Annotated in this window: 27 protein-coding genes; 16 read left to right on the top strand and 11 right to left on the bottom strand. The window is 64.3% G+C overall.

From position 1 onward, the window contains the following. Window positions 1–151 precede the first annotated feature (151 nt). Entirely contained in the window at window positions 152–1,429 is a 1,278-nt protein-coding gene (locus tag G4G71_RS15195; RefSeq protein WP_169938839.1) for an OprD family porin, read from the top strand. Window positions 1,430–1,498: 69 nt separating this feature from the next. Here G4G71_RS15195 and G4G71_RS15190 read toward each other — a convergent pair whose 3' ends face one another. Together G4G71_RS15190 and G4G71_RS15185 are read right to left on the bottom strand one after the other, a co-directional pair. After that, window positions 1,499–1,780 (bottom strand): hypothetical protein, encoded by a 282-nt coding sequence (locus G4G71_RS15190; protein ID WP_169938837.1) that lies wholly within the window; start codon window positions 1,778–1,780, stop codon window positions 1,499–1,501. 158 nt (window positions 1,781–1,938) lie between these two features. After that, complete coding sequence (locus G4G71_RS15185) at window positions 1,939–2,889, bottom strand: phospholipase D family protein (protein ID WP_169938835.1); 951 nt, start codon at window positions 2,887–2,889, stop codon at window positions 1,939–1,941. Between the two features lie 246 nt (window positions 2,890–3,135). Here G4G71_RS15185 and G4G71_RS15180 point away from each other — a divergent pair, with 246 nt between their 5' ends. Next, window positions 3,136–4,725 carry an ABC-F family ATPase gene (locus tag G4G71_RS15180; protein WP_169938833.1) on the top strand — a complete coding sequence of 530 codons (1,590 nt, stop codon included), beginning with the start codon at window positions 3,136–3,138 and terminating at the stop codon, window positions 4,723–4,725. 160 nt (window positions 4,726–4,885) lie between these two features. Here the strand turns inward: G4G71_RS15180 and G4G71_RS15175 are convergent, their stop codons facing one another. Both G4G71_RS15175 and G4G71_RS15170 read right to left on the bottom strand, forming a co-directional pair. Next, a complete protein-coding gene (locus G4G71_RS15175; protein ID WP_169938831.1) occupies window positions 4,886–5,911 on the bottom strand; it encodes an alpha/beta hydrolase family protein in 1,026 nt (341 codons plus the stop codon). A gap of 185 nt (window positions 5,912–6,096) precedes the next feature. Beyond that, the gene (locus G4G71_RS15170) at window positions 6,097–6,705 is read right to left on the bottom strand and encodes an FMN-dependent NADH-azoreductase (RefSeq protein ID WP_169938829.1); all 609 of its coding nucleotides are present in this window, start codon (window positions 6,703–6,705) and stop codon (window positions 6,097–6,099) included. A gap of 133 nt (window positions 6,706–6,838) precedes the next feature. Here G4G71_RS15170 and G4G71_RS15165 point away from each other — a divergent pair, with 133 nt between their 5' ends. Beyond that, a complete protein-coding gene (locus G4G71_RS15165) occupies window positions 6,839–7,744 on the top strand; it encodes a LysR substrate-binding domain-containing protein (RefSeq protein ID WP_169938827.1) in 906 nt (301 codons plus the stop codon). Between the two features lie 9 nt (window positions 7,745–7,753). Here the strand turns inward: G4G71_RS15165 and G4G71_RS15160 are convergent, their stop codons facing one another. Next, on the bottom strand, window positions 7,754–8,470 hold the full coding sequence (locus G4G71_RS15160; protein ID WP_169938825.1) for a DUF1294 domain-containing protein: 717 nt from the start codon (window positions 8,468–8,470) through the stop codon (window positions 7,754–7,756). A gap of 11 nt (window positions 8,471–8,481) precedes the next feature. Further along, entirely contained in the window at window positions 8,482–9,312 is an 831-nt protein-coding gene (locus G4G71_RS15155; protein WP_169938823.1) for an undecaprenyl-diphosphate phosphatase, read from the bottom strand. 625 nt (window positions 9,313–9,937) lie between these two features. Here G4G71_RS15155 and G4G71_RS15150 point away from each other — a divergent pair. From G4G71_RS15150 to G4G71_RS15125, 6 genes are all read left to right on the top strand, one after another. Continuing rightward, complete coding sequence (locus G4G71_RS15150; RefSeq protein ID WP_169938821.1) at window positions 9,938–10,387, top strand: hypothetical protein; 450 nt, start codon at window positions 9,938–9,940, stop codon at window positions 10,385–10,387. Window position 10,388: 1 nt separating this feature from the next. Then, on the top strand, window positions 10,389–10,967 hold the full coding sequence (locus tag G4G71_RS15145) for an adhesin (RefSeq protein WP_169938819.1): 579 nt from the start codon (window positions 10,389–10,391) through the stop codon (window positions 10,965–10,967). Window positions 10,968–11,022: 55 nt separating this feature from the next. Continuing rightward, window positions 11,023–12,021 carry a heme utilization protein gene (locus G4G71_RS15140; protein ID WP_169938817.1) on the top strand — a complete coding sequence of 333 codons (999 nt, stop codon included), beginning with the start codon at window positions 11,023–11,025 and terminating at the stop codon, window positions 12,019–12,021. Window positions 12,022–12,097: 76 nt separating this feature from the next. Further along, complete coding sequence (locus tag G4G71_RS15135) at window positions 12,098–12,778, top strand: C39 family peptidase (RefSeq protein WP_169938815.1); 681 nt, start codon at window positions 12,098–12,100, stop codon at window positions 12,776–12,778. A gap of 43 nt (window positions 12,779–12,821) precedes the next feature. After that, window positions 12,822–13,565, top strand: a complete 744-nt coding sequence (locus tag G4G71_RS15130; RefSeq protein WP_169938813.1) for a hypothetical protein — start codon at window positions 12,822–12,824, stop codon at window positions 13,563–13,565. 53 nt (window positions 13,566–13,618) lie between these two features. Continuing rightward, window positions 13,619–14,893: a transporter family protein gene (locus tag G4G71_RS15125; RefSeq protein ID WP_169938811.1), complete on the top strand. Its 1,275-nt coding sequence runs from the start codon at window positions 13,619–13,621 to the stop codon at window positions 14,891–14,893. A 341-nt stretch (window positions 14,894–15,234) separates the two neighbouring features. Here G4G71_RS15125 and G4G71_RS15120 read toward each other — a convergent pair whose 3' ends face one another. Together G4G71_RS15120 and G4G71_RS15115 are read right to left on the bottom strand one after the other, a co-directional pair. Beyond that, the gene (locus G4G71_RS15120) at window positions 15,235–16,569 is read right to left on the bottom strand and encodes a sigma-54 dependent transcriptional regulator (RefSeq protein ID WP_169938809.1); all 1,335 of its coding nucleotides are present in this window, start codon (window positions 16,567–16,569) and stop codon (window positions 15,235–15,237) included. Window positions 16,570–16,700: 131 nt separating this feature from the next. Then, window positions 16,701–18,191, bottom strand: coding sequence for a RimK family protein (locus G4G71_RS15115; protein ID WP_169938807.1), 1,491 nt, complete (start codon window positions 18,189–18,191; stop codon window positions 16,701–16,703). 139 nt (window positions 18,192–18,330) lie between these two features. On the opposite strand from G4G71_RS15115, the gene G4G71_RS15110 reads away from it, so the two are divergent. After that, window positions 18,331–19,425 (top strand): GNAT family N-acetyltransferase/peptidase C39 family protein, encoded by a 1,095-nt coding sequence (locus G4G71_RS15110; protein WP_169938805.1) that lies wholly within the window; start codon window positions 18,331–18,333, stop codon window positions 19,423–19,425. 2 nt (window positions 19,426–19,427) lie between these two features. On the opposite strand, the gene G4G71_RS15105 is transcribed toward G4G71_RS15110, so the two are convergent. From G4G71_RS15105 to G4G71_RS15095, 3 genes are read right to left on the bottom strand one after another with little or no spacing between them, the layout of a single operon-like run. Beyond that, the gene (locus tag G4G71_RS15105; protein ID WP_054906949.1) at window positions 19,428–20,084 is read right to left on the bottom strand and encodes a response regulator transcription factor; all 657 of its coding nucleotides are present in this window, start codon (window positions 20,082–20,084) and stop codon (window positions 19,428–19,430) included. Continuing rightward, window positions 20,081–21,349, bottom strand: coding sequence for a HAMP domain-containing sensor histidine kinase (locus G4G71_RS15100; RefSeq protein WP_169938803.1), 1,269 nt, complete (start codon window positions 21,347–21,349; stop codon window positions 20,081–20,083). The genes G4G71_RS15105 and G4G71_RS15100 overlap by 4 nt, the downstream gene beginning before the upstream one ends. Beyond that, window positions 21,350–21,508 (bottom strand): hypothetical protein, encoded by a 159-nt coding sequence (locus G4G71_RS15095; RefSeq protein ID WP_169938801.1) that lies wholly within the window; start codon window positions 21,506–21,508, stop codon window positions 21,350–21,352. Window positions 21,509–21,676: 168 nt separating this feature from the next. Between G4G71_RS15095 and G4G71_RS15090 the strand changes: the two genes are divergently transcribed. The 6 genes from G4G71_RS15090 (at window position 21,677) to agmR (ending at window position 26,802) form a co-directional block, all read left to right on the top strand. Further along, window positions 21,677–22,879 carry an ABC transporter substrate-binding protein gene (locus G4G71_RS15090; RefSeq protein WP_169938799.1) on the top strand — a complete coding sequence of 401 codons (1,203 nt, stop codon included), beginning with the start codon at window positions 21,677–21,679 and terminating at the stop codon, window positions 22,877–22,879. 27 nt (window positions 22,880–22,906) lie between these two features. Further along, window positions 22,907–23,875, top strand: a complete 969-nt coding sequence (locus G4G71_RS15085) for a YVTN family beta-propeller repeat protein (RefSeq protein WP_169938797.1) — start codon at window positions 22,907–22,909, stop codon at window positions 23,873–23,875. Continuing rightward, window positions 23,872–24,603, top strand: a complete 732-nt coding sequence (locus G4G71_RS15080) for an ABC transporter ATP-binding protein (RefSeq protein ID WP_169938795.1) — start codon at window positions 23,872–23,874, stop codon at window positions 24,601–24,603. The genes G4G71_RS15085 and G4G71_RS15080 overlap by 4 nt, the downstream gene beginning before the upstream one ends. Beyond that, entirely contained in the window at window positions 24,600–25,418 is an 819-nt protein-coding gene (locus G4G71_RS15075) for an ABC transporter permease (protein WP_169938793.1), read from the top strand. Before G4G71_RS15080 ends, G4G71_RS15075 begins: the two co-directional genes overlap by 4 nt. 105 nt (window positions 25,419–25,523) lie before the next feature. Beyond that, entirely contained in the window at window positions 25,524–26,093 is a 570-nt protein-coding gene (locus tag G4G71_RS15070; protein WP_169938792.1) for a PQQ-dependent catabolism-associated CXXCW motif protein, read from the top strand. A gap of 43 nt (window positions 26,094–26,136) precedes the next feature. After that, window positions 26,137–26,802 (top strand): response regulator AgmR, encoded by a 666-nt coding sequence (gene agmR / locus G4G71_RS15065; protein ID WP_169938790.1) that lies wholly within the window; start codon window positions 26,137–26,139, stop codon window positions 26,800–26,802. Window positions 26,803–26,826: the final 24 nt, after the last annotated feature.

Here is a 26,826-nt window from a genome sequence, read left to right as displayed (position 1 = left end):
TGTTATCATCCCGCGGCGCCGGGGCGACCACGCCCCGAATACAACCAAAAGAACATGCCAGCACAGGACTCCACCTACCCCGTTCACGCACCACGGGGCGGAGAGCTTTTTTCTTTCTGTTCGCTGGCGCTGCACCATTAAGGAAATCAAGATGCTGAACCACCGGATCAGTCTGCTCGCACTGGGGATCCTCGCGTCGACCGCCGCCATGGCCGAAGACCAGTCCGCCGCCAAGGGCTTCGTCGAAGACAGCCACCTGGACCTGTTCTTCCGCAACGCCTACATGAATCGCGACTACAAGCACGGCCGCGACGACAAGGCCGAGTGGGGCCAGGCCGCTACCGCGACCTTCACCTCCGGCTTCACCCAGGGCACCGTGGGCTTCGGCGTTGACGCCTTCGGCATGTACGCCCTGCGTCTGGATGGCGGCCAAGGCAAGAGCGGCGCTGCCGGCATCGACTTCTTCAAGCAGGGCGACAGCGGCGAAGCCGCCAACGACCTGGCCCGCGCCGGTGGTGCGGTGAAGGCTCGCTTCTCCAACACCGTGATCAAGTACGGTGACCAGATGCCGGCCCTGCCGGTACTGAGCTACGACAACTCCCGCCTGCTGCCGGAAAGCTTCACCGGCACCCTGATCACCTCCAAGGAGATCGAAGGCCTGGAGCTGAACGTCGGCCGCTTCACCTCGGAAACCCGCAAGAGCGCCGAAGGGCGTGACAGCGGCGGCTTGAAACGCATCGACGTATTCGGCGGCAGCTACAAGTTCACCGACAACTTCAGCGGCTCGCTGTACGGCTACGAGAGCGAAGACGTCGCTCGCAAGCAGTACATGAACCTGAACTACGTCATCCCGGTGGCCGACAAGCAGTCCCTGACCCTGGACTTCAACGGCTATCGCACCCGCGTGAACGAAGACTTCGCTGCCGACCACGGCATCGACGGCACCAAGAACACCATCTGGAGCCTGTCGGCCGCCTACAACATCGGCGCCCACACCTTCATGGTCGCGCACCAGCGCAACAACGGCGACTCCGGCTACCAGTACGGCTGGTACCAGAACGAAGGCGGCCTGGGTGATGGCGGCACCACCATCTGGCTGGCCAACTCCTACTGGTCGGACTTCAACGGCGAGGACGAGCGCTCCTGGCAGGGCAGCTACAGCCTGGACCTCACCGAGTACGGCGTTCCGGGCCTGAGCTACACCGTGGCCTACGTCTACGGCGACAACATCAAGACCGCCGAGACCAGCAATGGCAAAGAGCGCGAAATCTTCAACCAGCTGAAATACGTCGTCCAGGACGGCCCGGCCAAGGACCTGTCGGTCAAGCTGCGCGGTTCCTGGCTGCGCGTGTCCAACGACGCCCGCTCCTACAACGACGACGGCAACGAAGTGCGCGTCTTCGTCGAGTACCCGGTCAACATCTTCTGATGATCTGATCAGGCTCGAAGCAGAACGCCCCGTGGCAGCGATGCCACGGGGCGTTTTTCATTCCGGCCTCTATTCCAGGCTGCGTCGCCTGGTCAGCCAGGGCATCGGCGGCAAGCCCATGCGCAGGATGTGGACGCACAACAGCAGGATCAGCGCACCGGCCGCGAAGGAGCCCAGGCGTTGGGCGGGCTCCAGCGTCTCGTTGAGCGTATTGAGGAACAGCATCGCGCTGCCGCCGAGCATGCAGGCGAGCAGGAATACCGAAAGGATGTAGATCTTCAGCGTCAACAGCCGCCAGTGCCAGCGCATGCGGCGGCGAACGGGGACTTCATCGGGGGGAAGTTGCGGCATGATCCTTTGCCTCCTGACAGGTTTCTGACAGGCTCACGCAACAGCAGCATGCGACGTCGAGATACTGGCAGGATGCTAGCCGGCACGGCGGAAAATGCCAAGGCGCGCAGGGTGCGACCCGTCGACAGGCCGGCTGCGCGCCGATGAATGGCGGGGCGTCAGCGCACCACGCTGTTGATGTCGTGGCGATTGAGGGAGGTGCGCATTTCCTCGTACCAGTCCGGGATCACGTCCTTCAGGCGCTCCTTGGCGTCCTCCAGCTTGAACGGCTGGGTATAGCGCTTCTTGCGATAGGAATAGATGAAGTAGGTGCCGTTGCGGTAGAGGATGCGGTCGAAGGTATAGAAGCCGATGTGCGTGCCATTGCAGCGCGCGGTCAGCACCATGTCGCCTTCCTCATAGGGCAGCACGCCCTCTGCGCATTCGTAGGTGAAGAACTCGCGCACGTCGTCCCAGTCCACGCCATCGCTGCTGGCGTGCAGGAAGGCTTCGGCCTGTTCCTCGGATTCGTCGGAGTGGTCGCTGTACCAGATGAACAGCGGGATGCTCTGGTTTGTCTCGTCACCCAGCCAGCTCTCGCCGTCCAGGTACTGCGCGCTGCGCGCCAGGCTCGCCTGCACGCGGCGGTGGCTCTGGCGGTACTCCTCCAGTTGCTCGTCGAACGCCGGCACGTCCTCGCCCAGCACCACGCCGTCCATGCCCTTGATCTCAGTCACTCGCGCCAGGTAATCGGCATACAGCGCCGCGTCCTGGATCACGGTGACGGTGTCGCGGGTCAGGCTAAGGCCGATCTCGGTGAAGTTGGCGCTGCCGAGGATCACCACGTCCGGCTCGATGAGCACCAGCTTCCAGTGCACGCTGTTCTGTGCGCGAAAATCCACATGCAGGGTCACGCTCTTGCCGGCGTCGCGGACGCAGAAGTCGATGAAGTCCGGCGAGGTGAAGGAATTGATGGTGCCCACCAGCAGGTCCAGGCGATTGCCCTTTCCCACCAGGGTTTCGATCAGTGACTCGGTTTCACTGGCGGAGGCCGAGACGACCGTGATCAGCTTGCCGCTGACCTGCTCCAGGTACTGCTTGAGCGAATGTTGAGCGTTTAGGATTTTCATACAGCCCCCACCAGAATTCTGAACACCGAATTCTGATGCAGGACAATGGGGGGTTTCAACTGTCGGATGTCGACCTATGCCCGCAGATTGGGCGCTGCAGCAGCAAAGCATGCAGCCCGGACCTGGCCGTGGCATAATGAGCGGCTTTGCCAGGCGCCTGTCGGTCTTGTTCGACGACCGCGCCTTCCATGCCCGCCCGCGCCGTCAGCGCCCGGCGCGCACCATGTCCAGCCAAGGGTCAGTCAGTTGATTTCCACCGCCAATATCACCATGCAGTTTGGCGCCAAGCCGCTGTTCGAAAACGTTTCCGTCAAGTTCGGCAACGGCAACCGCTACGGCCTGATCGGCGCCAACGGTTGCGGCAAGTCCACCTTCATGAAGATCCTTGGCGGCGAGCTGGAGCCTTCGGGTGGCCAGGTCATGCTGGAAAACGGCGTGCGCCTGGGCAAGCTGCGCCAGGACCAGTTCGCCTATGAAGACTTCAGCGTGATCGACACCGTGATCATGGGTCACGAGGAGCTGTGGAAGGTCAAGGCCGAGCGTGATCGTATCTACTCCCTGCCGGAGATGAGCGAGGAAGACGGCATGGCCGTGGCCGAGCTGGAAGTCCAGTTCGCCGAGTTCGACGGCTACACCGCCGAATCCCGCGCCGGCGAGTTGCTGCTGGGCCTGGGCATTCCGCTGGACCAGCACTTCGGCCCGATGAGCGCCGTCGCTCCGGGCTGGAAACTACGCGTACTGCTGGCCCAGGCACTGTTCTCCGATCCGGACCTGCTGCTGCTCGACGAGCCGACCAACCACCTGGACATCAACACCATCCGCTGGCTGGAAAACATCATCACGGCGCGTAACAGCACCATGATCATCATTTCCCACGACCGTCACTTCCTCAACAGCGTCTGCACCCACATGGCGGACCTGGACTACGGCGAGCTGCGCCTGTTCCCGGGCAACTACGACGAGTACATGACCGCGGCCGAACAGGCTCGCGAGCGCCTGCTGTCGGACAACGCCAAGAAGAAAGCGCAGATCGCAGAGCTGCAGACCTTCGTCAGCCGCTTCTCGGCCAACGCCTCCAAGGCCAAGCAGGCCACCAGCCGTGCACGCCAGATCGACAAGATCCAGCTGGAAGAGGTCAAGCCGTCCAGCCGTGTCAGCCCGTTCATCCGCTTCGAGCAGCATAAGAAGCTGCACCGGCAGGCAGTGACGCTGGAGAAAGTCAGCCAGGGCTTCGATGGCACCGCGCTGTTCAAGAACCTGAGCATGCAGGTGGAAGCCGGCGAGCGCATCGCCATCATCGGCCCCAACGGCATCGGCAAGACCACCCTGCTGCGCACCCTGGTCGGCGACATGGCGCCCACCGCAGGTGAAGTGAAGTGGACCGACAGCGCGGACGTGGGCTACTTCGCCCAGGACCACGCCGAAGACTTCGAAGACGACTACAACCTGTTCGACTGGATGGCCCAGTGGACCCAGGGCGGCGAGCAACTGGTGCGCGGCACCCTCGGCCGCATGCTGTTCTCCAACGACGACATCAAGAAGTCGGTGAAGGTCATCTCCGGTGGCGAGCAGGGCCGCATGCTGTTCGGCAAGCTGATCCTCAAGCGCCCGAACGTGCTGGTGATGGACGAGCCGACCAACCACCTGGACATGGAGTCCATCGAGTCGCTCAACCTGGCGCTGGAGAACTATCCGGGCACCCTGATCTTCGTCAGCCATGACCGCGAGTTCGTGTCCTCCCTGGCCACCCGCATCATCGAGCTGTCGGAGAACGGCGTGACCGACTTCAGCGGCACCTACGATGACTACCTGCGCAGCCAGGGTGTGATCGTCTGATCAACGCCAAGCTGCAATGAAAAAGCCCCGCCCAGTGCGGGGCTTTTTCTTGCTCTTTTGATCTTCGTAGGAGCGAACCTGTCTGACACGAATGCAGCCGGGAAACCCATTCGCGAGCAAGCTCGCTCCTACAAGAGGCACCTTTTTGCTCAGCCCCGGATCAACGCCCCGACGTCTGCATCGTTGCGCTACCCAGGCTGACGTCGAAGAACTCCGCCGCCGAGGCGGCCAGGTCACGGTGGATGGCCTGGCGGTCGACGCCCTGGGTGTCGGTGCACAGGTCCGGCGTGGCTTCCTTCTCTTCTTCCGAACAGGGCGACATGAAGACAAAGTGCCCTGCCCCATCCAGCACCCGCAGGTCCGCCTGCTGTGGCAGCTTGCGTGCCAGCGCGCCGGCATTCTTCTTCCAGTCGAGGATATGGTCGTCGTTGCCGGTGTAGAGCAGAACCGGCACCTGCACGTCCTCCAGTTCATGGGCGCCATACATCAGGCTCAGCGGCGCGAGCAGGAGCAAGGCGCCAACGCGCGGGTCGGCCATGGGTACCAGGTCGCTGCGGTCGGCGCGCACCTCGCCTTTCTCGCTGCAGGCGTCACGGTCGTCCGGGCGCTGCTGGCAGTACTTGATCAGCCGTTCCAGGCGCGGCTGGGCGCCGGCCAGGATCAGAGCGGTCTCACCGCCGGCGGAATAGCCGATCACACCGACCTTGCGCGGGTCGACGATGCCCGCGATCTGCGGATCGAGCAGTGCGGCACTGATGGTTTCGGAAACCTGCAGCGGCCGCCCGTACAGATTGCTTAGCGCGCCCAGGCGGCTGTGGTCATGCAGGTTGTCGCCGGGATGCAGCAGCGTCACCACCACGAAGCCCTTGCGCACCAGCGCTTCGATCAGGTCACGATGGGCCAGCGGCGTGCCGTAGTTGCCGTGGGACATCACCAGCAGCGGGAAGCGCCCGTTGGCGGTCTTGCCTTCATAGGCGACGTCGAGGATGAAGTTGCCCAGGTGCAGAGGCTGTTCGGCGGCGCGCGTCGGGTAGAAGGCGATGGCCTTCATCGGCTGCTGATCCAGCGGGTCGCTCACCTGAAGACGATGGAATCCGACGCCCCAACCGGAAGAGGCCCAGCTGGAGGTACTGACCGCGGTACCGAAAGTAACGAGCAGAAGAACCCAGAGCAGGCGCCTCGCCATGGTGCACACCGTCCCGAAACGTATCCAGATCAGGCGCCACGGGGCATGTCGTAGGAAAAAAGCCGCCGGGCACCGCCAAACGGAAATATCTGCATAGTACGCGCCAGTTTTCAGCGCCCTGAAACGGCAGACGGACGGCAAAAGAAAAAGCCCCGCAATGCGGGGCTTTTTTTCAGCGGCGTTACTCAGGCAGCAGCGAACTGGCTGGCAATGCTCGCCTGGGCGCCGGCAATGGCGTTGCGGCGCGGCTCGTCACCGTAGGCCAGACCTTCGGCACGCACGACCTCGATGTCGGTGATACCGAGGAAGTTCAGCACCAGCTCGAGGTAGTTCTCATGGGCTACACCGCTGGGTTGGCCGGCATGGATGCCGCCGGCGGTGGAGACGATGATGACCTTCTTGCCGCCAGCCAGGCCTTCCGGGCCGCTCTCGGTGTAGCGGAAGGTCTTGCCGGCAACGGCGATGCGATCGATCCAGGCCTTCAGCTGGCTGGGGATCGAGAAGTTGTACATCGGCGCGCCAATGACGATGGCGTCGGCAGCCAGGAACTCTTTGATGCTTTGCTCGCCCAGGGCGGCTTCGTGCTTCTGCGCGGCGTCGCGCAGTTCTGCCGGAGTGCCGGCGGCAACCAGGCTGGCGGCCGACAGGTGGCTGATGGCGTCGGCGGCGAGGTCACGGTAGGTGACGTCGACACCCGGCTCGGCGGCGGCCCAGGCGGCGACCAGTTCGGCGCTCAGCTGGCGGGAGGTGGAGTTGTCGCCAAGGATGCTGGAATCAATGTGCAGCAGTTTCATGTCTTTCTCTCCGGGGAAGGTGGCCAGGGGGTCTGGCGGAGCAATTCGTCGTTGAGGGCAAGACTACGCATGTGGCCAATCTTCGATAAGTCGGCAAAAATGCAATGATTCGTCTCACCAGCAGGACAATCCCATGCAGGACCTCAATGACCTCTTCTATTTCGCCAAGGTGGTGGAGGCCGGTGGATTCGCCGCCGCCGGACGCCTGCTGGGCTTGCCGAAGTCGCGCCTGTCGCGGCGAGTAGCAGAGCTGGAGGCGCGCTTGAATGTGCGCCTGCTACAACGCACGACCCGCAAACTGGCGCTCACCGACCTGGGCGAGCGCTATTACCGGCACTGCCAGGCGATGCTGGTGGAAGCCGAGATGGCGGACGAGGTGGCCGCGCAACTGAGCGCGGAACCGCGCGGACGGGTGAGGCTGTCATGCCCGGTGGCGCTGGCGGAAACCTCGCTGAACGAGATGCTGCCGGGCTTTCTCGCGGCCTATCCGCAGGTGAACCTGGAGCTGATGCTGACCAACCGCCGCGTCGACCTGCTCAACGAAAGCATCGATGTCGCCCTGCGGGTGCGGGCGCCGGGCGATGAAGACCTGTCGCTGATCTCGCGGCGCCTGCGTCTGGCGAAGACTGCGCTGGTGGCTGCGCCTTCGCTGCTCAATGGCGTCAAGCTGCGCGTGCCGGAAGACCTGGCCACCCTGCCCGTCCTCGGCGCCATCGACAACGACCGTCGCGTGCACATGAAGCTGACCGGCCCGCAGGGTGAGATCAAGGAAGTCGCGCTGGAGGCACGGCTGGCAGTCGAGGACTTCAATCTGCGCAAGAACGTCGCCCTGGCGGGGCTGGGCGTGACACTTCTACCGCTGCACTACTGCACCGAGGAACTGGAGGACGGTCGCCTGGTGCGCGTACTGCCCGCCTGGAGTGAACCGGAGGCCTACCTGCAGGCGGTGTACCCGCACCGACGAGGCATCCTGCCGGCGGTGCGGGCCTTGCTCGATTATCTCGAGGAGGGTTTTTCGAAGGACGATTGGCCGGTCTGAGCGGGACGATTACGCCGGGTTCGTTCCCAGCCCCATCAACGCCCCGATCCAGCCCAGCAGCCGGCCGCCGCTGAGCCAGTCGATCCAGAACACCTGGTGCAGCACGACGATGGCCCAGAACACCACCTGGAAGGACAGTTTGCGGGTCTTGTGGCGGAACACCTGCTGGGCCAGGAAGGCCCCCGGCCAACCACCCAGCAGCTCCAGCAGGTGCAAGCTCTGCTCGGGAGTGCGCCAGTCGTTGCGCTCGGCGCTGCGTTTGTCACGCCAGTAGGCGAGGAAGGCCAGCACGCTGAAGACGGGATAGAGCAGCAGGAACCAGACGAAATAGCCGTCCTTCAGCCAGAGCAGCGAGCCGATGACGGGCAGCGCCAGCAGTGCAGCAAGAACCGCCAGCGCGCGCCCCAGCGAATGCTTCGGCGCGCTGGGGAAGGCCACTTCGCGCCCGCTGCGTGCGCGCTCGCGGGTCGCCGCCGCGGCGGGCTTGCGGCGGATTGCCGGAGTATCGATGGCCAGCCCGGCAAGGCGGGCGTGATCGGCGCGGGGGCGGCCGTCCTTGCCGGCGCCTTCGACGTAACACACCTGGTCGCCCGCTTCCGGGCGGCGGTCGCCGCGGAAGTCGGAAATGTGCAGGAAGACTTCCTTGCCGCCGGCCTGGGGGTGGATGAAGCCGAAGCCCTTGTCATCGTCCCAGCGGCTGATGGTGCCGTTCTTTTCCACGTTCACTCGCTATCGGATCAGGGTTTGGCGCTGCTCCAGTCGATCAGGGCGAACTGCCAGGTTGCCAGGATCAGCAGGCCGAACACGATACGGTACCAGGCGAAAGCCGCATAGCTGTGGTTCGCGATGAACTTGAGCAGGCCGCGCACGGCGATCATCGCGAAGATAAACGAAGTGACGAAGCCCACGGCAAACACCGGCAGATCCGCTGGCTGGAAGACATCGCGGTACTTGTAGCCGGAGTAGACCGCGGCGCCGACCATGGTGGGCATGGCGAGGAAGAAGGAGAACTCGGTGGCGGCCTTGCGCGACAGGCCGAACAGCAGGCCACCGATGATGGTCGCGCCGGAGCGCGAGGTGCCCGGAATCAGCGCCAGGCACTGGCAGCAGCCGACCTTCAGGGCTTCCTTCCAGGTCATGTCGTCGACGGTTTCGGCGTGGATCACGTGCTGGCGCTTCTCCGCCCAGAGCATGATCACGCCGCCCACCACCAGGGCCACGGCCACGGTGATCGGGTTGAACAGGTAATGGTGAATGTAGTCGGCGAAAGCCACGCCCAGCACCACGGCGGGGAAGAAGGCGATCAGCAGGTTGATGGTGAAGCGTTGTGCCTTGGGCTGGGTGGGCAGGCCGCAGACGATGTCGAGGATCTTGCGGCGGAACTCCCAGACCACGGCAAGGATGGCGGCGAGCTGGATGATGATGTTGAAGGCCTCGGCGCGTTCGCCGCCAAAGCCGATGAGGTCCGCCACGATGATCTGGTGGCCGGTGCTGGAGATCGGCAGGAACTCGGTAAGCCCCTCGACCACGCCAAGAATGAAGGCCTGAAAGGCGCTCCACAGATCCATACTACTTTCCCCCGCGAGGCACGCTGGCTCGCACATTTCTAATGGTTTTTTCCGCTGCCTGCTCCAGGCGCGCAAGCGCCGCAACGGCGTCGCATGCTAATGCATTGGCCGTCGGGCGCTATGAAATTCACAAAAATTTCTCTTGCGCAGCTCCGGCAGAGGAAGCGTTGGCACTTTCGCAAGGAATCTCTTCCCAGCGGCGCCAGGAAGATGCAGACAACCACGATCCAGGCCGGTTCGCGCCATCATGCAAAATGCCTAATTCATTGAAAAGACAGCAGTACTCAAGTACCAGAAAGCCTACAAATCAGCCCATTGTGTTAGCGCGCTGAAACACCGGAATCACCGCAAACGCCTACGGGCTGCACCTCGCCCTCCCCACCCAAAGTTGTGTATCAACACTGCAACACAATCCGCTTCATCAGTGATCAAGGCCCCGTTCCAAGGCCTCTGGAGGGCTTTGGTACGACGGTCCTGTATCAGCGCCGAGACATTCGCCTCGCAACGGCTCATGGCGCTTTCGGCTATGTCATTGATTCTCAATGACAGATCAAAAGCGGCACGGCATCTGCTCCACCTTGGTACCGCTGGTTAGGGCTCAGCGCACCAAGAAGGAACCGCCATCATGGGGAACATCGACTCAAGGATCGTCGGTCTGTTAGTCACGCTCGCTTGCGGGGTGGCCAGCATTTCGCTGTGCCCCACCGTCCAGGCTGGCGACGGCACCATCGTTCTGCAGCGCCAGGTGCAGCCACGCGTCGCTACGCGTCCCACCGATATTCCCGATCCCAATCCGATCACCGTCAACCCGAACATCTCCGACCAGGTCGTGCGCCAGACCGGCAATGCCGAATTGAGCGACAGCGATTTCGCCGGCGTCACCAGTGGCTCCACCCTGGAGCGCCACATCCTTCCCGGCGGCACTCTGGTAGGCATGGACAACGGTAGCAACCAGAGCCTCAACAACGGCAGCCTAGGCGGCGGCATGGGCGCTGGCGGCGGCATCTCCAATTCGGTGAACCGCACTGTGCAGCAAGGCCTCTCCCCCCTGCGCATGCTGACGGGAGATCGCTGAGATGAAAGCCCACCTGCTCGCTCTGCCCCTGCTCTTCTGCGCAGCCTCTTCCTTTGCCGCCGATCCGTCGACGGTCAACAACGCCAACATCGACAGCGCCGTGCGCAACTACAACGGCGTGGCCAGCGTGAACCAGGCCGCCGGCGATGAGCAGCAGCAGGCCAACGGTCGCACCATCGCCATCGGCACCAACGCCCAGGCCACTACCCAATTCCGGCAGACGGTCAACGCCTTCGTCGATCCCAGCCAGGCCGCGTCCGCCAGCATCACCGGCAACGCCTTCACCAACGGCAACGGCGCACTGGGTGTGAACCAGGCCGCTGGCGCCGCCAACCAGCAAGTGAACGCCATGCGGATCAGCGTCAGCGCCGTACCGCAGAGCGTCGACGACAGCGTGCTTTCCCAGCAGAACGTCGCGCTGCCAGTGAACTCAGGCCCAGCTAACTCCACCTCGGGTAACCGGCAGGTCGTCACCAGCGACCAGGCCTTTGCCGGCAGTCGTGGCGTAGTCCAGGTGAGCCAGAGCGCCGGGGTCGGCAATCGCATTGCCAACACCCTGAGCATCCGGGTCGCGGATTGACCCAAGCCAACTCCTATAACACTAAACACGCCAAACAAAGCAAAGGAGATACACCATGAAACCCACAATGGCTCTCAAGCCCCTGGTATTCGCTGTCGCAGCGATCATGGCTGTAGCAGTGCACGCAGATAATCGCGACAACGATCGTGGTCGTGGCCATGACAACCATGGTCATCATCATCAACAACCCAAGCCTCCGTACGATCCCTACAAGGACCCGCGGATCGAAGCAGGCGCCAGCGCCACGGTGGAAGACACCCAGGAGAGCAGCGACAACACCGTGGTCAACATGGGCACCAAGAACACCGCTACGGTCGACAGCTCGCTGGGGACCGCATCGGGTAACGTGGGCGTCAACGTGGCCGCCGGTGACATGAACCAACAGGCCAACGCCGCCGCCCTGGCCACCGCCGACGAGAAGTTCATCTTCGGCACCGCCTATGCGTCCACCGAAGTGACCCAGACCAATGAAGCCAACAAGGCGCTGAACCTCTCCACCACCAACAAGGCTTCGCTGAACAACTCCGGCAGCAACTCCTCCGGGAACATCGGCATCAACATCGCCTCGGGTAACTACAACCAACAGAAAAACGACATGGCAGCCGCCGTGTCCGGTGGTCGTAGTGCCGACTCCTACAGCGGCGCCACCCAGACCTCCACGGGCAATACCGTGGGCAACGTTGCCTTCCTGACTTACGAGAAGGAAACCCTGAAGTCCACCTTCAGCGCCAAGGGCACCTACAAGGGCGCCGGCGTTGGCTACGTCGTGGACGAAAGCGGCCGTGGTGGCCACGACAGCCGCAACAGCGGCGGCAGCAAGGAAGACAAGGACCCGCTGTTCTTCGTCGAAGCCGGCACTGTTGACCTGAAAGGCCAGGCTACCTATCAGGTGCTGGTACCCACCGGCTGGAAAGACCCGGTCAAGAACGACGCCACCATCAGCAACTCGCTCAACAATGTGTCGGGCAACCTGGGTGCGAACGTTGCAGCTGGCGTAGGCAACCAGCAGAGCAACTCGCTGTCCATCGCCGCAGGCTGCAAATCCTGCCTGTAAGCGACACAGCGCAGTACCTGGAGGCTCCGGCAACGGAGCCTCCTTTCTCCTGAGCCGACCCCCAGGCGTCACGATCATGCGTACGTCCGCCCTGCTTTTGCTCGCCCTCTTCTCGCTCACGACGCAGGCCGCGCAACTCCCCTTCGCCATTCTTCCCGGCGGCTCCATGGCCTACAAACACGTCGAGAGCATCCGCGAGCGCAAGTTCAGCAACCTGGTCCAGCAGAAGACCGACTTCAGCTGCGGCGCCGCCGCGCTGGCGACGATCCTCCGCCAGGCCTATGCGCTGGACGTGGACGAGGAATTCGTGATCAAGGGGATGCTGGTCCGGGCCGACCCGGACCTGGTGCGCACCCAGGGCTTCTCCATGCTCGACATGAAGACCTACCTGGAAGCCATCGGCATGCGGGCACGCGGGTATCGAATCCCCGCTGCGTCCCTGGAGAAGCTGACGATCCCGGTGATAGTGCTGATGGACATCCGTGGCTACAAACACTTTGTCGTGATGCAGCGAGCCTATAAAGGCTACGTCTACATCGGCGACCCGGTGTTGGGGCACAAGCGCTTCACCCAGGAGGATTTTCTCAAAGGCTGGAACGGCATCATCTTCGCCGTCATCGGTCCGGGCTACGAACAGGCCAACGCCCTGATGAGCCCACCCGACCCGCTGACTGCCAAGGACCGAATCAATGCGTTCAGCCCGGTCAAGGACGCAGAGCTCATGGAATTCGGCTTCATCCAGAGCGACTTCCTCTGACCGCACCAGAACGGAAGGCAGGAATCCTTCCGGGGAGAACAACATGAAACTGATCCCGCTGCTTGCCGCCACCTGCTTCGTGGCCTGCCTGCCGGTCCAGGCGGAGAGCGTATTCAAGCCGATCGAGCTGAAAGATCAGGAGCTGGCCCAACTTCGCGGCAAGTACGTGATGCCTGGCCGGGTCATCAGCTTCGGCATTGTCATGAGCAGTACCTGGAAGAACGCCGTGGGTGACAACATCGGCGCCAAAGTGAGCATGCAAGTCCAGGAGTCGACCATCAAACCGCAGTTCTACGTCACCACCATTGACGAGAAAGCCAGTGGCAATCCCGCTCCGCCTGCCGCCGGCACCGGCACAGTTACCGGCGGCGCAGGCCTGAACCAGACCCAGGGGGTCACCCAGAGCGTTCGCGCCGCCGGCGATTACAACACCGCTTCGAACAACGTCAGCATCGACGTGAAGGAAGCCAACCAGGCACCGGCCGTAACTCAGGAAGGTACCCCGCTGAACAATGCGCCAATCAGCGCCAGCAACGGCGCCGGCACCGTCAGCGTGACACCGGGCAATGGCGGCATTCAGTTGGCGATCAATGCCAACGGACAAGGCGCCTCGATGCAGCAACTGGCGGCCGGCGGATTGCTCCAGGCCGCGCAGATGGTCGGCGGAAGTAATGCCGTCAATAACCTGGCGCAGCTCAGCGTGGTACTGAAAAACAACCTTCCGTCGTCTGGAGCACTGGACTGCAATCTCGACCAGCTCAAAGGGCTTCGCACCATGGGTATGTGATCTACGCTCCAGTGCGACTGTGAAGTCCAACCTAATAAGAAGGACAGCGCGCCATGCACCGATCGCTAACGCTAGGAACTGCAATCTGTGTATCCGCTTTACTCCCCCCGTCTTTCGCCGCCGCTGCGACGGAAGCCGAGGTGGAGGCTTTGAAACAGGAGCTTCTCGAGCTCAAGCAGCGCTACGAGTCGCAGCAGAAGGCCCTGATGGTGCTCGAGCAACGGGTCAGGCAGGTGGAAGAAGCACCCGCTGCGCCAGCCCAGCCCAAGCGTCTGGTCACTTCCACCGGCAAACCCACTCCCCCAGGGACCGGCAACACCGTTGCCGCCAGCGGCAGCTCCTACGGCGAGTCGCTCAAGGATGATGCCAGCCCGCCCAAAAGCGTGGAAAACCTTTACGACGAGGCCAGCGGCTTCTTCGGCAACGGCGCGTTCAGCTTCGAGACGGGCCTGACCTACACCCACTACGATACCAAGCAGCTGATCCTCAACGGTTTCCTGGCACTGGACACGATCTTCCTGGGCAACATCGGCGTGGACAACATCAAGGCAGATAACTGGACGATGGACCTGACGGCCCGCTACAACTGGAACAACCGTTGGCAGTTCGATATCAACGCTCCGGTCGTCTACCGCGAAAGCACCTTCGAATCGGCCGGCGCCGGCAACTCCACGGCACAATCCACGGACGAGAAGGTCACCCGCGATCCGACCCTGGGCGATGTCAACGTCGGCATCGCCTACAAGTTCATGGACGAGACCGAGTCGCGCCCCGACGCCGTGGTCAGCCTGCGGGTCAAGGCCCCCACCGGCAAGGACCCGTACGGCATCAAGCTCAAGCGCGCCTCGGACAACGACAACCTCAACGTCCCCGATTCACTGCCCACCGGCAACGGCGTCTGGTCGGTCACTCCCGGCATCTCGCTGGTCAAGACCGTCGACCCGGCCGTGCTGTTCGGCAGCCTCTCCTATACCTACAACTTCGAGGAGTCTTTCGACGATATCAGCCCCACCGAGGGTGTGAAACAAGGTGGCAAGGTCGACCTCGGAGACTGGTTCCAGATCGGTGCCGGCGTGGCTTTCGCCCTCAACGAAAAGACCAGCATGTCGTTCTCCTTCTCCGACCTGATTGCCCAGAAGAGCAAGGTCAAGGCCGATGGCGGCGACTGGACTTCGGTCACCGGGAGCGACGCCAATGCCGCCTACTTCAACTGGGGCCTGACCTACGCCTGGAGCCCCAACCTGACCATCGTGCCGAACCTGTCCATCGGTATCTCGCCGGATGCGCCGGATTTCAGCTTCAGCGTGAAATTCCCGTATTACTTCTGACGACTCGGCAATCCAGACGCAAAGGCCCCTTTCGGGGCCTTTGTCTTTTCCAGAGATCGTCACCTGTACGTAGGAGCAACTGTCTTCTCTGGATAGTCCGTCGCTGCGTCTTCCCCCTCACCCCAACCCTCTCCCTGAGGGAGAGGGTTGGGGTGAGGGCCGACCCAAGCGCAGAAGCATCTCGTAGGAGCGGACTCCGTCCGCGATAGGCTGCAATTGCGCCGGACAGCATCGCGGACAGAGTCCGCTCCTACGCCAGCACGAAACGCCCTATCCGAGTCCACCGAATCGTGACGGACAACGGATCCGCGTCCGTTCCCGCCCCGACCGGTATCCCCGCCCTAGCGCAACTGATGCTTGTGCAACAAGCGATAGAAGGTCGGTCGCGAGATGCCGAGCACTCGCGCCGCCACACTCAGGTTGTCGCCGTGCCGGGCCAAGGCATCGCACATGGCCTGGCGCTCGGCGCCGAGCTTGTATTCCTCCAGGGTCACCAACGGCAGGTGCACCGAGCGCCCCTTCTCCCTTTCCAGGCCCAGGTCGCGGGCCTCGATCTGCCGCCCTTCGGCCAGTACCAGGCCACGGCGCACCCGATTGGCCAGTTCACGCACGTTGCCGGGCCAGCCGTGCTCGGCCATCGCCGCCAGGGCATCATCGGAGAAACGGCGCGGCCGTCGCCCGGTTTCGACGCTGTAGAGGTGGGCGAAGTGATTGGCCAGCAAAGCCAGGTCGCCGTTGCGCTCGCGCAGCGGCGAAGTCGACACCTGCAGGACATTGAGCCGGTAGTAGAGGTCCTCGCGGAACTGGCCGGCGCGGATCGCCTGCTCCAGGTCCACGTGGGTCGCCGCCAGCACCCGCACATCGACGTCGATCGGCTGGCTGCCGCCGACCCTTTCGATCTGTTTCTCCTGCAGCACGCGCAACAGGTTGGCCTGCAGCTCCAGCGGCAGGTCGCCTACTTCGTCGAGGAACAGCGTGCCGCCGTTGGCCTGTTCGAAGCGACCGATCTTGCGCTGGTGCGCGCCGGTGAACGACCCCTTCTCGTGGCCGAACAGCTCGGACTGGATCAACGCTTCCGGCATCGCCCCGCAGTTGATCGCCACGAACGGCCGGATCGCCCGCCGCGACTGGCGATGCAGCGTGCGCGCCACCAGTTCCTTGCCGGTGCCGCTCTCGCCGCGGATCAACACGGGGGACTCGGTCGGCGCGAACTTCGCCAGCAGCTTGCGCAGCTCGCGGACATCGCGGCTTTCGCCCAGCAGTTCGTGTTCATGCTCATCGCTGTGCACGCTGCCGCGCCCGCGCAGGCGCGCCATGCCAAACGCGCGGCCGAGGGTGACCTGCACGCGCGCCACATCGAAGGGCAAGGTATGGAAATCGAAGAACCATTCGCTGACGAAGTCGCCCACCTCATTCAGGGGCAGGACCTCCGGGCTGAGCACGGCTATCCACTCCGTGCCGCTGCGGCTGATGAGTTCCTTGACGGACTCCCGGCGTTCAAGATGCCGGGGTTGCAGGCGCAGCAGGCCGACGTCACAGCCGCGATTGCTGGCGCTATCCAGCTCGCAACTGTCTACCTCCCACCCTGCTGCCCGTAGTCCGGGTAATAACCTGCGGCAGTCGTCGCATGGATCGACCACCAGCAGGCGACGAGTATTCGCGGCTGCCTCGAGCATGCTCCCTTCCTTGGCGCCATTATTTTGAAAAACTTTAAAAAACAGTTGGTTGGCGCTCCAGTTTGTAAAGCTAGCAATATATTGACGCCGCCCATTGACCGTTTTCCTATAAGGTCAATGTCGAATCGATCTCACCACCCCTGTCCTCGCCGCTTGACTTCCAGCCGCCGCACGAACTCCTCCAGCACCAGCTTGTAGAGGTCGTCCCCCAGGTACACGTCCTCCACCCCACAATCGATGTTCGGGTTGTCGTTCACCTCGATCACCACAACCCGCTCCCCGGACTGTTTCAGGTCCACGCCGTAGAGCCCGTCGCCGATCAGGTTCGCGGTTTTCACCGCCAGTTCCACCACTTTGCGCGGCGCCTCGTGCACGGCCATGGTGCGGAAATCGCCGCTCACTTCCTGCGCGCCAGGGCTGTGGTCGTAAATCTGCCAGTGTCCCTTGGACATGAAGTACTGGCAGGCGAATATGGGTTTCTGGTTGAGGACGCCGATCCGCCAGTCGTATTCGGTATAAAAGAACTCCTGCGCCAGCAGCAGCACCGAGCGCTCGAACAATTCGGTGCTGGCCTTGAGCAACTCCTCCTGGTTGCCCACCTTGATCACCCCGCGCGAGAAGCTGCCATCGGGAATCTTCAGCACCAGCGGGAAGCCCAGGCGCTCGCCAACCCTCTCCAGCTCCTGCGGGTTGTCCTTGTAGAGTATCTCGGTGGCCGGCATGCCCAGCTTGTGGCTGCGCAGCAAGTCGGCCAGGTAGACCTTGTTGGTGCAGCGCAGGATCGACACCGGGTCGTCCATCACCACCATGCCCTCGCTCTCGGCCTTCTTGGCGAAGCGATAGGTGTGGTCGCTGACGCTGGTGGTCTCGCGGATCAGCAGCGCGTCGTACTCGGCCAGGCGTGAGTAGTCCTTCTTCTCGATCAGCTCGACGTCGATACCCAGGGTCTTTCCGACGCGGATGAAATTCTTCAGCGCCTTGCGATCGGACGGCGGGAAGGCCTCCTCCGGATCGTGCAGGATCGCCAGGTCATAGCGGTACTGCTTGCGCGAGCGCGGCTTGCGCCAGATCTGCCGGCTGAAGCCATCCAGCGCATTGGCGAACTGCTCCTCCTGGTCCTCGCGCAACTTGTGGATGTTCCCCGGCTTCACGCCTTCGATATGCCAGCCCCGGTTCCTGCGGAACTCCACCAGCAGCATCGGGCACGGCAGCGCCTCGAACAGCTGGCGCGCCAGGTCCTGCAGCGGCTCGATGTCGGTGCGGCCGAAATACAGCGTCAGGGTGAAACCGTCGGTGCTGCCGTAGGGGTGATCGGCCAGCGCCTTGTCGAGGGTTTTCTCCAGGTCTTCCAGGGCCAGGCTGTAGAGCGACTTCTTCGCCAGTTCGCTGATGCTGCGCACCGACGGGATCACCTTGTGCCCGCGCGCCTCGGCCAGCAGCGAGCAGTAATAGCCGTGCCCCAGGTACTTGTAGTTGCGGCACAGGTTGATCACCTGCACACGCTTGCCGTTGTCGTCGTCGATGGGCATCTCCAGGTATTCCTGGGCGCTGACCACATCTTCACTGGGATAGTAGGAGGCCCAGTCTTCCTTGCGCTCCACGATGATGAACAGCTTGCTCACGACACCTCCGAAGTTGCCCCGCGCTTGCCGCGCCGATAGGCCAGGACAATACTGGTTGCTGCTTCGACCGCACTGAACCGCGCCCGTTCGCAGCCAGCACCGACACGGTGCGCCCCGCAGATTAACGAATGCTTACTCTATGAAACTCCAGTTCCGCGCCGCTTCCGCCGACGACCTGCACGCCCTGGTCGAGATGGAAAACCGCTGTTTCGAACACGACCGTCTGTCCCGCCGCAACTTCCAGTGGATGATCACCCGCGCCCACGCCAGCCTCACCGTCGCCGAATCCGACGGCGTTCTGCTGGGCTACGCGCTGGTGCTGTTCCACCAGGGCACGTCACTGGCGCGCCTGTACTCCATTGCCGTGGACGAGCGGGCGCGCGGCATCGGCCTGGGCCAGAAGCTGCTGGACCGCGCCGAGGCCGAGGCGCTGGAGAACGACTGCGCCTACCTGCGCCTGGAAGTGCGCCCGGACAACCGCGGGGCCATCGCTCTCTATGAGCGTAACGGCTACCGCCCGTTCGCCACGGTGCGCGACTACTACGAAGACCACAGCGAAGCGCTGCGCTTCGAGAAGCGTATCCGCCAGATCAACGAACGCACGCACCGTCACGTGCCTTACTACCGGCAAACCACCGAGTTCACTTGCGGCCCCTCGGCCCTGCTGATGGCCATGGGCGCGCTGGAACCCCAGCGCCGCCTGGAGCGCAGCGAGGAACTGCGCCTGTGGCGCGAGGCGACCACCATCTACATGACCGCCGGCCACGGCGGCTGCAGCCCGCAGGGCCTGGCGCTGGCGGCGCACCGACGGGGATTCCGTGTGCAATTGCAGCTGTCAGAAGATGGCCCGTTGTTCCTCGATGGCGTGCGCAGCGAGGAAAAGCGCGAAGTCATGCGCCTGGTCCACGAGGACTTTGCCGCCGAACTGGCTCGCAGCGACGTGGAGCAACTGCTCCTCAACCAGCTGGATATCGACAGCGCGCTGGAGGCTGGCGGTCAGCCGATGGTGCTGATCAGCAGCTACCGCCTGACCCGCTCCAAGGCGCCGCACTGGGTGACGGTCACCGACTGCGACGAGGACTTCGTCTACCTGCACGACCCCGACGTCGACCACAGCCAGCACCGCGAGCCGCTGGACTGCCAGCACATCCCGGTGAGCCACGCGGAGTTCGAGCAGATGAGCCGCTTCGGCCGCAGCAAGCTGCGCGCGGCGGTGATCCTCTACCAGCGCTGACGCTAGCCGGCGATGGCTTCGCCACCGACCCGCAGCACGCCGGTATCGATCGCCAGGTGCACCAGTTCGGCGTGGGACACCACCTGCAGCTTCTGCTTGAGCAGGGTGACGTGGTTCGACACCGTCTTGGCGCTGATGCACAGGTGTTCCGCCACCTGCCGCACCGGCAGGCCGCGGGCGAGCATCACGAATATCTCGAACTCGCGCTGGGTCATGCCCTGCAGGCGCGGGTCCTGGCCGTCGGCGCCCTGGGGCTGGCGCGCCAGCTGGGTCGCCAGCGGCTGCTCGATGTACGCATGCCCCGCCAATATTCGCCTGACCGCCTCCACCAGCACCGCCGGCGAGGCGCCCTTGGTGATATAGCCCGCCGCGCCCGCGTCCAGCGCCTGGCGTACCAGCGGCAGCTCGTCGTGCATGCTGAAGAACAGCACCCGCAGTTGTGGCAGGCGTTGGCGCAACCGCCGGGTGACTTCCAGGCCGCTGATGCCGGGCAGTCCGATATCCAGGATCACCAGGCTCGGTACGCTGCGCTGCACCGCCTCCAGGGCGGACTCGCCATCGATGGCCTCGCTCACCTCGACCTCGGGGATCAGCCCGCGCAGCAGTGCGGCGACGCCGTCGCGGACCACGAAATGATCATCCACCAGCAGGATCTTCACGCCCTCTCTCCTTCCACCACGCCGACTGCCAACGGCATCCACAAGCGCAGGGCCAGGCCGCCACCCGGTCGACGGCGCAGGTGCAGCTCGCCGCCCAGGCAACGGGCCCGCTCGCGCATGGAACGCATGCCGATGCCTGTCCGCGTCAGCCCGTTGCAACCTCGCCCATCATCACGAACCCACAGGTAGAGCCGTCCGCAATGGCGTCGCAGGATCACTCGAACCCGGCGGGCGCCGGCATGTCGCGCCACGTTGGTCAGTGCCTCCTGCAGGAGACGGTACAGGTGCGCCTTGGCCACCGTCGGCAGCGTCGGCAGTGGCTCCAGGTGCAGGCTGCAGGCCACCCCCTGGCTGGCCTGCCATTGCTCGACATGCAGTCGCAGCGCCTCTTCCAGGCTGACCCGCTCCAGCACCACCGGGTAAAGGTCGCGTACCAGCGCGCGAAAACTCTCGTTGAGGCCCTGGCAATGCTGCTCCAGCCGATCAAGGGTGACGACTCCGATACCGTCCTGGCTTTCCAGGCTGCGCAGCAGGAATACCTGCGCGCGGATGCCGGCGAGGTACTGGCCGATGTCATCGTGCAGCGCCTGGGCCAGTTGCTGCCGCTCGCGCTCCTGCACCGCGAGCAGCGCGCGGGTCAGTTCGGCATTTTCCACGCAGGCACGTTCCAGCTCGCCGGCCATGCCATTGAATCCGCTGGCTAGGCGCTGCGCCTCGGGCAACGAATGGTCCGGCAAGCGTACCTGGAACTGGCCACGGGAGACATTCCCCAGGGCATCATGCAGTTGCTCCACCACCCGCAAGCCCCCCTGCACCGCCCAGCGGATCGCCAGCAGACTGGCCAGCAGCGATATGCCGAACAGCACCAGCAGTTGCACCAGCGAATCGCGCACTTCGTCGATCTCGTCGCGCGGGTCCAGGCTCAATTGCACGCGTCGGCCATCGGCCAGCGTGAGCAGAGTCGGCGCCGGCAGGTCGGGATACAGGCGAGTCACCAGCCAGTCGTCCAGGGCGGCGGGCGGCGCGGGGGCGGCAGAATCCAGCCAGTGCACGCGCACATGGCGCAGACCGGCGGTGAGGTCGGGGGCCAGGCTGGCCGGGTCGCGCTGCGCGGCTTCACGCAGGTAGTCGAGCACACTGCGGGCGGCATCCATCTCGCGGCGCACGTCGTCGTTGCCCTGGTGCAGCAGCACGGCCAGGCACACGGCCGCGAGCAGGCCGAAGAACAGCCCGACCAGCAGATTGATCCGCCACAACGCGGACATCTAGGGCGCGCCGCGACAGGTAGTGATGCAGCCCATCGGCGCCATGGGCGCACGCAGCTCCGCCGCCGGCAGGTAGCCATGGCGCGTGTAGAGGAAATCGAAACCGAACAGGCTGAGCATCAGCAGGATCGGCAGGACGAGAGTGACGGCGATACGCATGGCGACGCTCCTCTTCTGGTTCTTGTGTCGCCATCCTAGGACGCGGGCGCGGCGCGCAACCTACTACCTTGGTACTGCCCCATTGGTACTTTCTGCATATTTGCCGCGCCGCGGGCGATTCCTATGCTGGCCGCACAACAACAAGCCGGCCCACACAGGGAGTCGCCCATGCGTCAGTTCGTCCTTCATGGCGTCGCCTATCTGCTCGCGGTTGCCTGCGCCGCTGCCTTCAGCCTCGGGGCTCGTGCCGAGGAATCCCCTGCGCTGGAGATACGCATCGGCTATCTGGGCTACACGCCGGATCCGGGCCCGCTGCTGTCCAACGTCATCCACGAACCCACCGACGCCGGCCTGCGCGGCGCCGAGCTGGCGATCACCGACAGCAACAGCACCGGGCGCTTCCTCAGGCACCGCTACAGCCTGGAAGCCGCCAGTACCGATACCCCGGAAAAGCTGCTGGCCGAAGCCAGGCGCCTGCACGACGCCGGCCTGCGCCTGTTCGTGGTCAACGCCCCGGCAGACACGCTGCGCCAACTCGCCGCCGCGCTGCCGGACAGCCTGCTGTTCAACGCCGGCGCTGCCGATGACGAACTGCGCGCCAGCCAGTGCGCGGCGAACGTGCTGCATACGCTGCCCAGCCGGCTGATGCTGACCGACGCCCTCACCCAGTTCCTGGTGCTGCGCAAGTGGACGCGCTGGTTGCTGATCGTCGGCCAGCGCCCGGAAGACGCCCTGTATGCCGACGCCCTGCGTCGCTCGGCCAAGCGCTTCGGCGCGAAGATAGTCGAAGAGAAACCCTTCACCTTCGACAACGACCAGCGCCGCAGCGCCCAGGCCGACATGGCGCTGTTCACTCAGTCCGGCGAGGACTACGACGCCGTGCTGGTGGCCGATGAACACGGCGACTTCGGCGAATACGTGCCCTACAACACCTGGCTGCCGCGCCCGGTCGCCGGCACCCAGGGGCTGGTCGCCACAGGTTGGCACAAGACCGTGGAAACCTACGGCGCCGCGCAGTTGCAGAAGCGCTTCGAGGAACACGCCGGGCGCTGGATGAACGACCGCGACTTTGCCGCCTGGATCGCCGTGCGCAGCATCGCCAGCGCGGTGACGAGGCTACGCGACGCCGACCCCATGGCGATCCGCAAGCTGTCGCTTTCCCCTGACCTGCCGCTGGACGGCTTCAAGGGCTACAAGCTCGGCTTCCGCCCCTGGGACGGCCAGTTGCGCCAGCCGATCCCGCTGGTGCAACCGCGCGCCCTGGTCAGCACCTCGCCGCAGGAAGGTTTCCTGCACCCCGCCAGCGAACTCGACAGCCTCGGCCTGGACGCACCGGAAAGCCAGTGCCACCTCGCCGACGCGAAGCCATAACAAGAACATTCCACGAGGACCCTGCCCATGCCCCGCCTGCTTGCCCTCTCCTGCCTCAGCCTTGCGCTCGGCCTGGTACCCACGGCCTTCGCCGCCACCGCCTACGTGTCCAACGAGAAGGACAACAACCTCAGCGTCATCGACCTGGATACGCTGGCCGTCACCGGGACCATCGACACCGGCAAGCGTCCCCGCGGGCTGGCGCTGTCCCACGACAACAAGCTGCTGTACGTCTGCGCCAGCGATTCGGACACCGTGCAGGTGATCGACCTGGCCACCCGCAAGATCGTCAAGCAACTGCCCTCAGGTGCCGATCCCGAGCAGTTCGCCCTGCACCCCAACGACCGCTGGCTGTACGTCTCCAACGAGGACGATGCGCTGGTCACGGTGGTCGACACCCAGACCGCCCAGGTGCTCGGGCAGATCGACGTCGGCGTCGAGCCCGAAGGCATGGCGGTGAGCCCGGATGGCAAGTGGGCGGTGAACACCAGCGAGACCACCAACATGCTGCACTGGATCGACACCGCGACCCAGAAGCTGGTGGACAGCACCCTGGTGGACCAGCGCCCGCGCCACGCCGAATTTACCCACGACGGCTCGCAGGTCTGGGTCTCGGCGGAAATCGGCGGCACCGTCAGCGTGGTCGATGCCGCCAGCCGCCAGATCCTCAAGACCCTGCGCTTCGCCATCCAGGGCGTGCATCCGGACAAGGTGCAGCCGGTGGGCGTGCAGCTCACCGCCGACGGCAAGCTGGCCTTCGTTGCCCTCGGCCCGGCCAACCATGTCGCGGTGGTCGATGCGAAGACCTTAGAAGTCCTCGACTACCTGCTGGTGGGCCGCCGTGTCTGGCACCTGGCGTTCACTCCGGACGAGAAGACCCTGCTGGCCACCAACGGCGTCAGCGGCGATGTCTCGGTGATCGATGTCGCCTCGCGCAAGGTCACCAAGTCGATCAAGGTGGGCCGCTATCCGTGGGGCGTGGTGGTGACGCCATGAATGCGCTGACGGTCCGCGACCTCGGCTTCTCCTACGGCCCGCGCCGCGCCCTCGACGGCCTGGAGTTCGAGCTCCCCGCCGGGCGCTTCACCGCCCTGCTGGGGCCCAACGGCGCCGGCAAGTCCACCCTGGTCGCCCTGCTCACCCGCCTCTACGACCTGCAGCAGGGCGAGATTGACGTGCTCGGCTGCAGCCTGCGCCAGCAACCGCGCCTGGCCCTGCGCCAGCTGGGCGTGGTGTTCCAGCAGAGCACCCTGGACCTGGACCTGAGCGTAGAGCAGAACCTGCGCTACCACGCCGCCCTGCATGGCCTGCCGCGCAGCGTGGCTAACGAACGGATCGAGGCCGAACTGGCCCGCCAGCAGTTGCAGGAACGCCGTCGCGACAAGGTCCGCGCGCTCAATGGCGGCCATCGCCGCCGCGTGGAGATCGCCCGCGCGCTGCTGCATCGCCCGCGCCTCTTGCTGCTCGATGAAGCCAGCGTCGGCCTTGACCCCGCCGCCCGCCAGGCACTGAACGAACATGTACGCCGACTGTGCCGGGAAGACGGCCTGGCGGTGCTCTGGACCACACACCTGCTGGATGAGGTGCGCGACGAGGATGCGCTGCTGGTGCTCGATCGCGGCCGCCTGGTCGCCCGTGGCGAGGCGCGGGACATCTGCGCGGCGGACGCCGGCAACCTGGAGCGCACCTTCCACCGTCTGACCCGCCTGGAGGCCTGCGCATGAGTGCCCTGGAGAACCCGCGCCTAGGCCCCACGGCCTACTGGCAATGCCTGTGCGGTATCGTCATGCGCGAATGGCTGCGCTTCGTTCTGCAGCGCTCGCGCTTCCTCAGCGCGCTGGTGCGGCCGCTGCTCTGGCTGCTGGTGTTCGCTGCCGGCTTCCGCGCCGCGCTGGGCATTTCGATCATCGAGCCGTACGACACCTACGTCACCTACGAGACGTACATAGTGCCGGGGCTGTGCTGCATGATTCTGTTGTTCAACGGCATGCAGGGCTCGCTGTCGATGGTCTACGACCGTGAGATGGGCAGCATGCGCGTGCTGCTGACCAGCCCGCTGCCGCGCGCCTTCCTGCTCGCCAGCAAGCTGTTGGCCACCGCGCTGGTGTCGCTGTTGCAGGTCTACGCCTTCCTGCTCATCGCCTGGCTGTATGGCGTGCAGCCGCCGCCGATGGGGCTGGTCGCCGCGCTACCGGCATTGCTGCTGGCCGCCCTGCTGCTGGGCGCGCTGGGATTGCTGCTTTCCAACGGCATCCGCCAGCTGGAGAACTTTGCCGGGGTGATGAATTTCGTCATCTTTCCGCTGTTCTTCCTCTCCTCCGCGCTCTACCCGTTGTGGAAGATGCGCGAGGCCAGCCAGTGGCTGTACTGGCTGTGCGCGCTGAACCCGTTCAGCCACGCCGTGGAACTGGTGCGCTTCGCCCTGTACGAGCGCTTCAATCTGCTGGCCAGTGGCGTCTGCCTGGGCCTGACGCTGCTCTTCGCCGGCCTTGCCGTACTGACCTTCAACCCGCAGCACGCCGCCCTGCGCAAGGGGTGAAATCTCCTACTTTGGTACTGGTTCGCCCCTCCGGACGTCGAATTTCCAAAGCCGCAGCGCCGGCATCTAATGGCCACTACAAGAAGAACTATCAGAGATACCGCCATGCCTCGCCTTGCCACTGCCCTGTACGGCCACGTGAGCGGCTGCCTCGCCGCGTGCCTGCTCAGCCTGACGCTCCCGGCCGCGCAGGCCGACGACACGCCGCTGTTCTCCGCAGACGGCTATCGCCAGGCCCAGTACCGCAGCCCCACGCCGCCTTCCGCCGACCACGCCGTCACCCTCGACACCCCCGCCCTGCAGGCGCTGCTCAAGCGCGAGCCGAAGGCCCGGCTGGTCGACGTTTACCGCCGCACCTTCTTGAACGGCCAGTTCGTCGAAGACGAAAAGCACCGCAACCTGCCCGGCAGCCTGTGGCTGGCCAACGTCGGCACCGGCACCCTGGAGCCGCAGTGGCAGGCCTATTTCGAGCGGAATCTCTCCCGCCTCACCGAGGGCGATGCCAAACGCCCGCTGGTGTTCTACTGCCGCTCCGACTGCTGGATGAGCTGGAACGCCATCCGCCGCGCGCATGCGCTGGGCTATGCCAGCCTCTACTGGTACCGTGACGGTATCGATGCCTGGGAACAGGCAGGACTGCCCCTGCAGGACGCCCAGCCGCAACCTGTGAAATAACTTTGCGATCACCGCCCATAACGACAACAACGAGGTGCAGGCCATGTACAAGATCCTGATCGCCGACGATCACCCGCTGTTCCGCGAGGCGATCCACAACGTCATCGCCGACGGCTTCCCCGGCAGCGAAGTGATGGAGACCGCCGACCTCGACAGCGCGCTGGGCCTGACCCAGGAACACGACGATCTCGACCTGATCCTGCTCGACCTGAACATGCCCGGCATGCATGGCCTGAACGGCCTGATGAGCCTGCGCAACGAGGCGCCGACCATCCCGGTGGTGATCGTCTCCGCCGAGCAGGACAAGCAGGTCGTCCTGCAGGCCATCACCTACGGCGCCGTGGGCTTCATCACCAAGTCCTCGCCGCGCGTGCAGATGACGGAGGCCATCGAGCAGATCCTCAACGGCAACGTCTACCTGCCGTCGGACATCATTCGCACGCAGAAATCCTCGCCGCGCCGCAGCGGCCATGAGGAGCACAGCATTCCGCCCGAGCTGCTGCAGGCACTGACCCGCAAGCAGCTGCTGGTGCTGGAACGAATGACCAAGGGCGAGTCGAACAAGCAGATCGCCTACAACCTGGAAATTGCCGAGACCACGGTGAAGGCCCACGTCTCCGCCATCCTGCGCAAGCTGAAGGTGCACAACCGCGTGCAGGCGATTCTCTGTGCCGGCGACATCGACTTCGCGGCCTATCTGCGCCGCTGAACCCTTCATCACCGTGCTGCCGAG

Origin of the sequence: Pseudomonas multiresinivorans, assembly GCF_012971725.1 — a bacterium.
Taxonomy (GTDB): domain Bacteria; phylum Pseudomonadota; class Gammaproteobacteria; order Pseudomonadales; family Pseudomonadaceae; genus Pseudomonas; species Pseudomonas multiresinivorans.
Note: the sequence above shows the minus strand (reverse complement) of the source record. Positions and strands in the feature narration are given on the sequence as shown.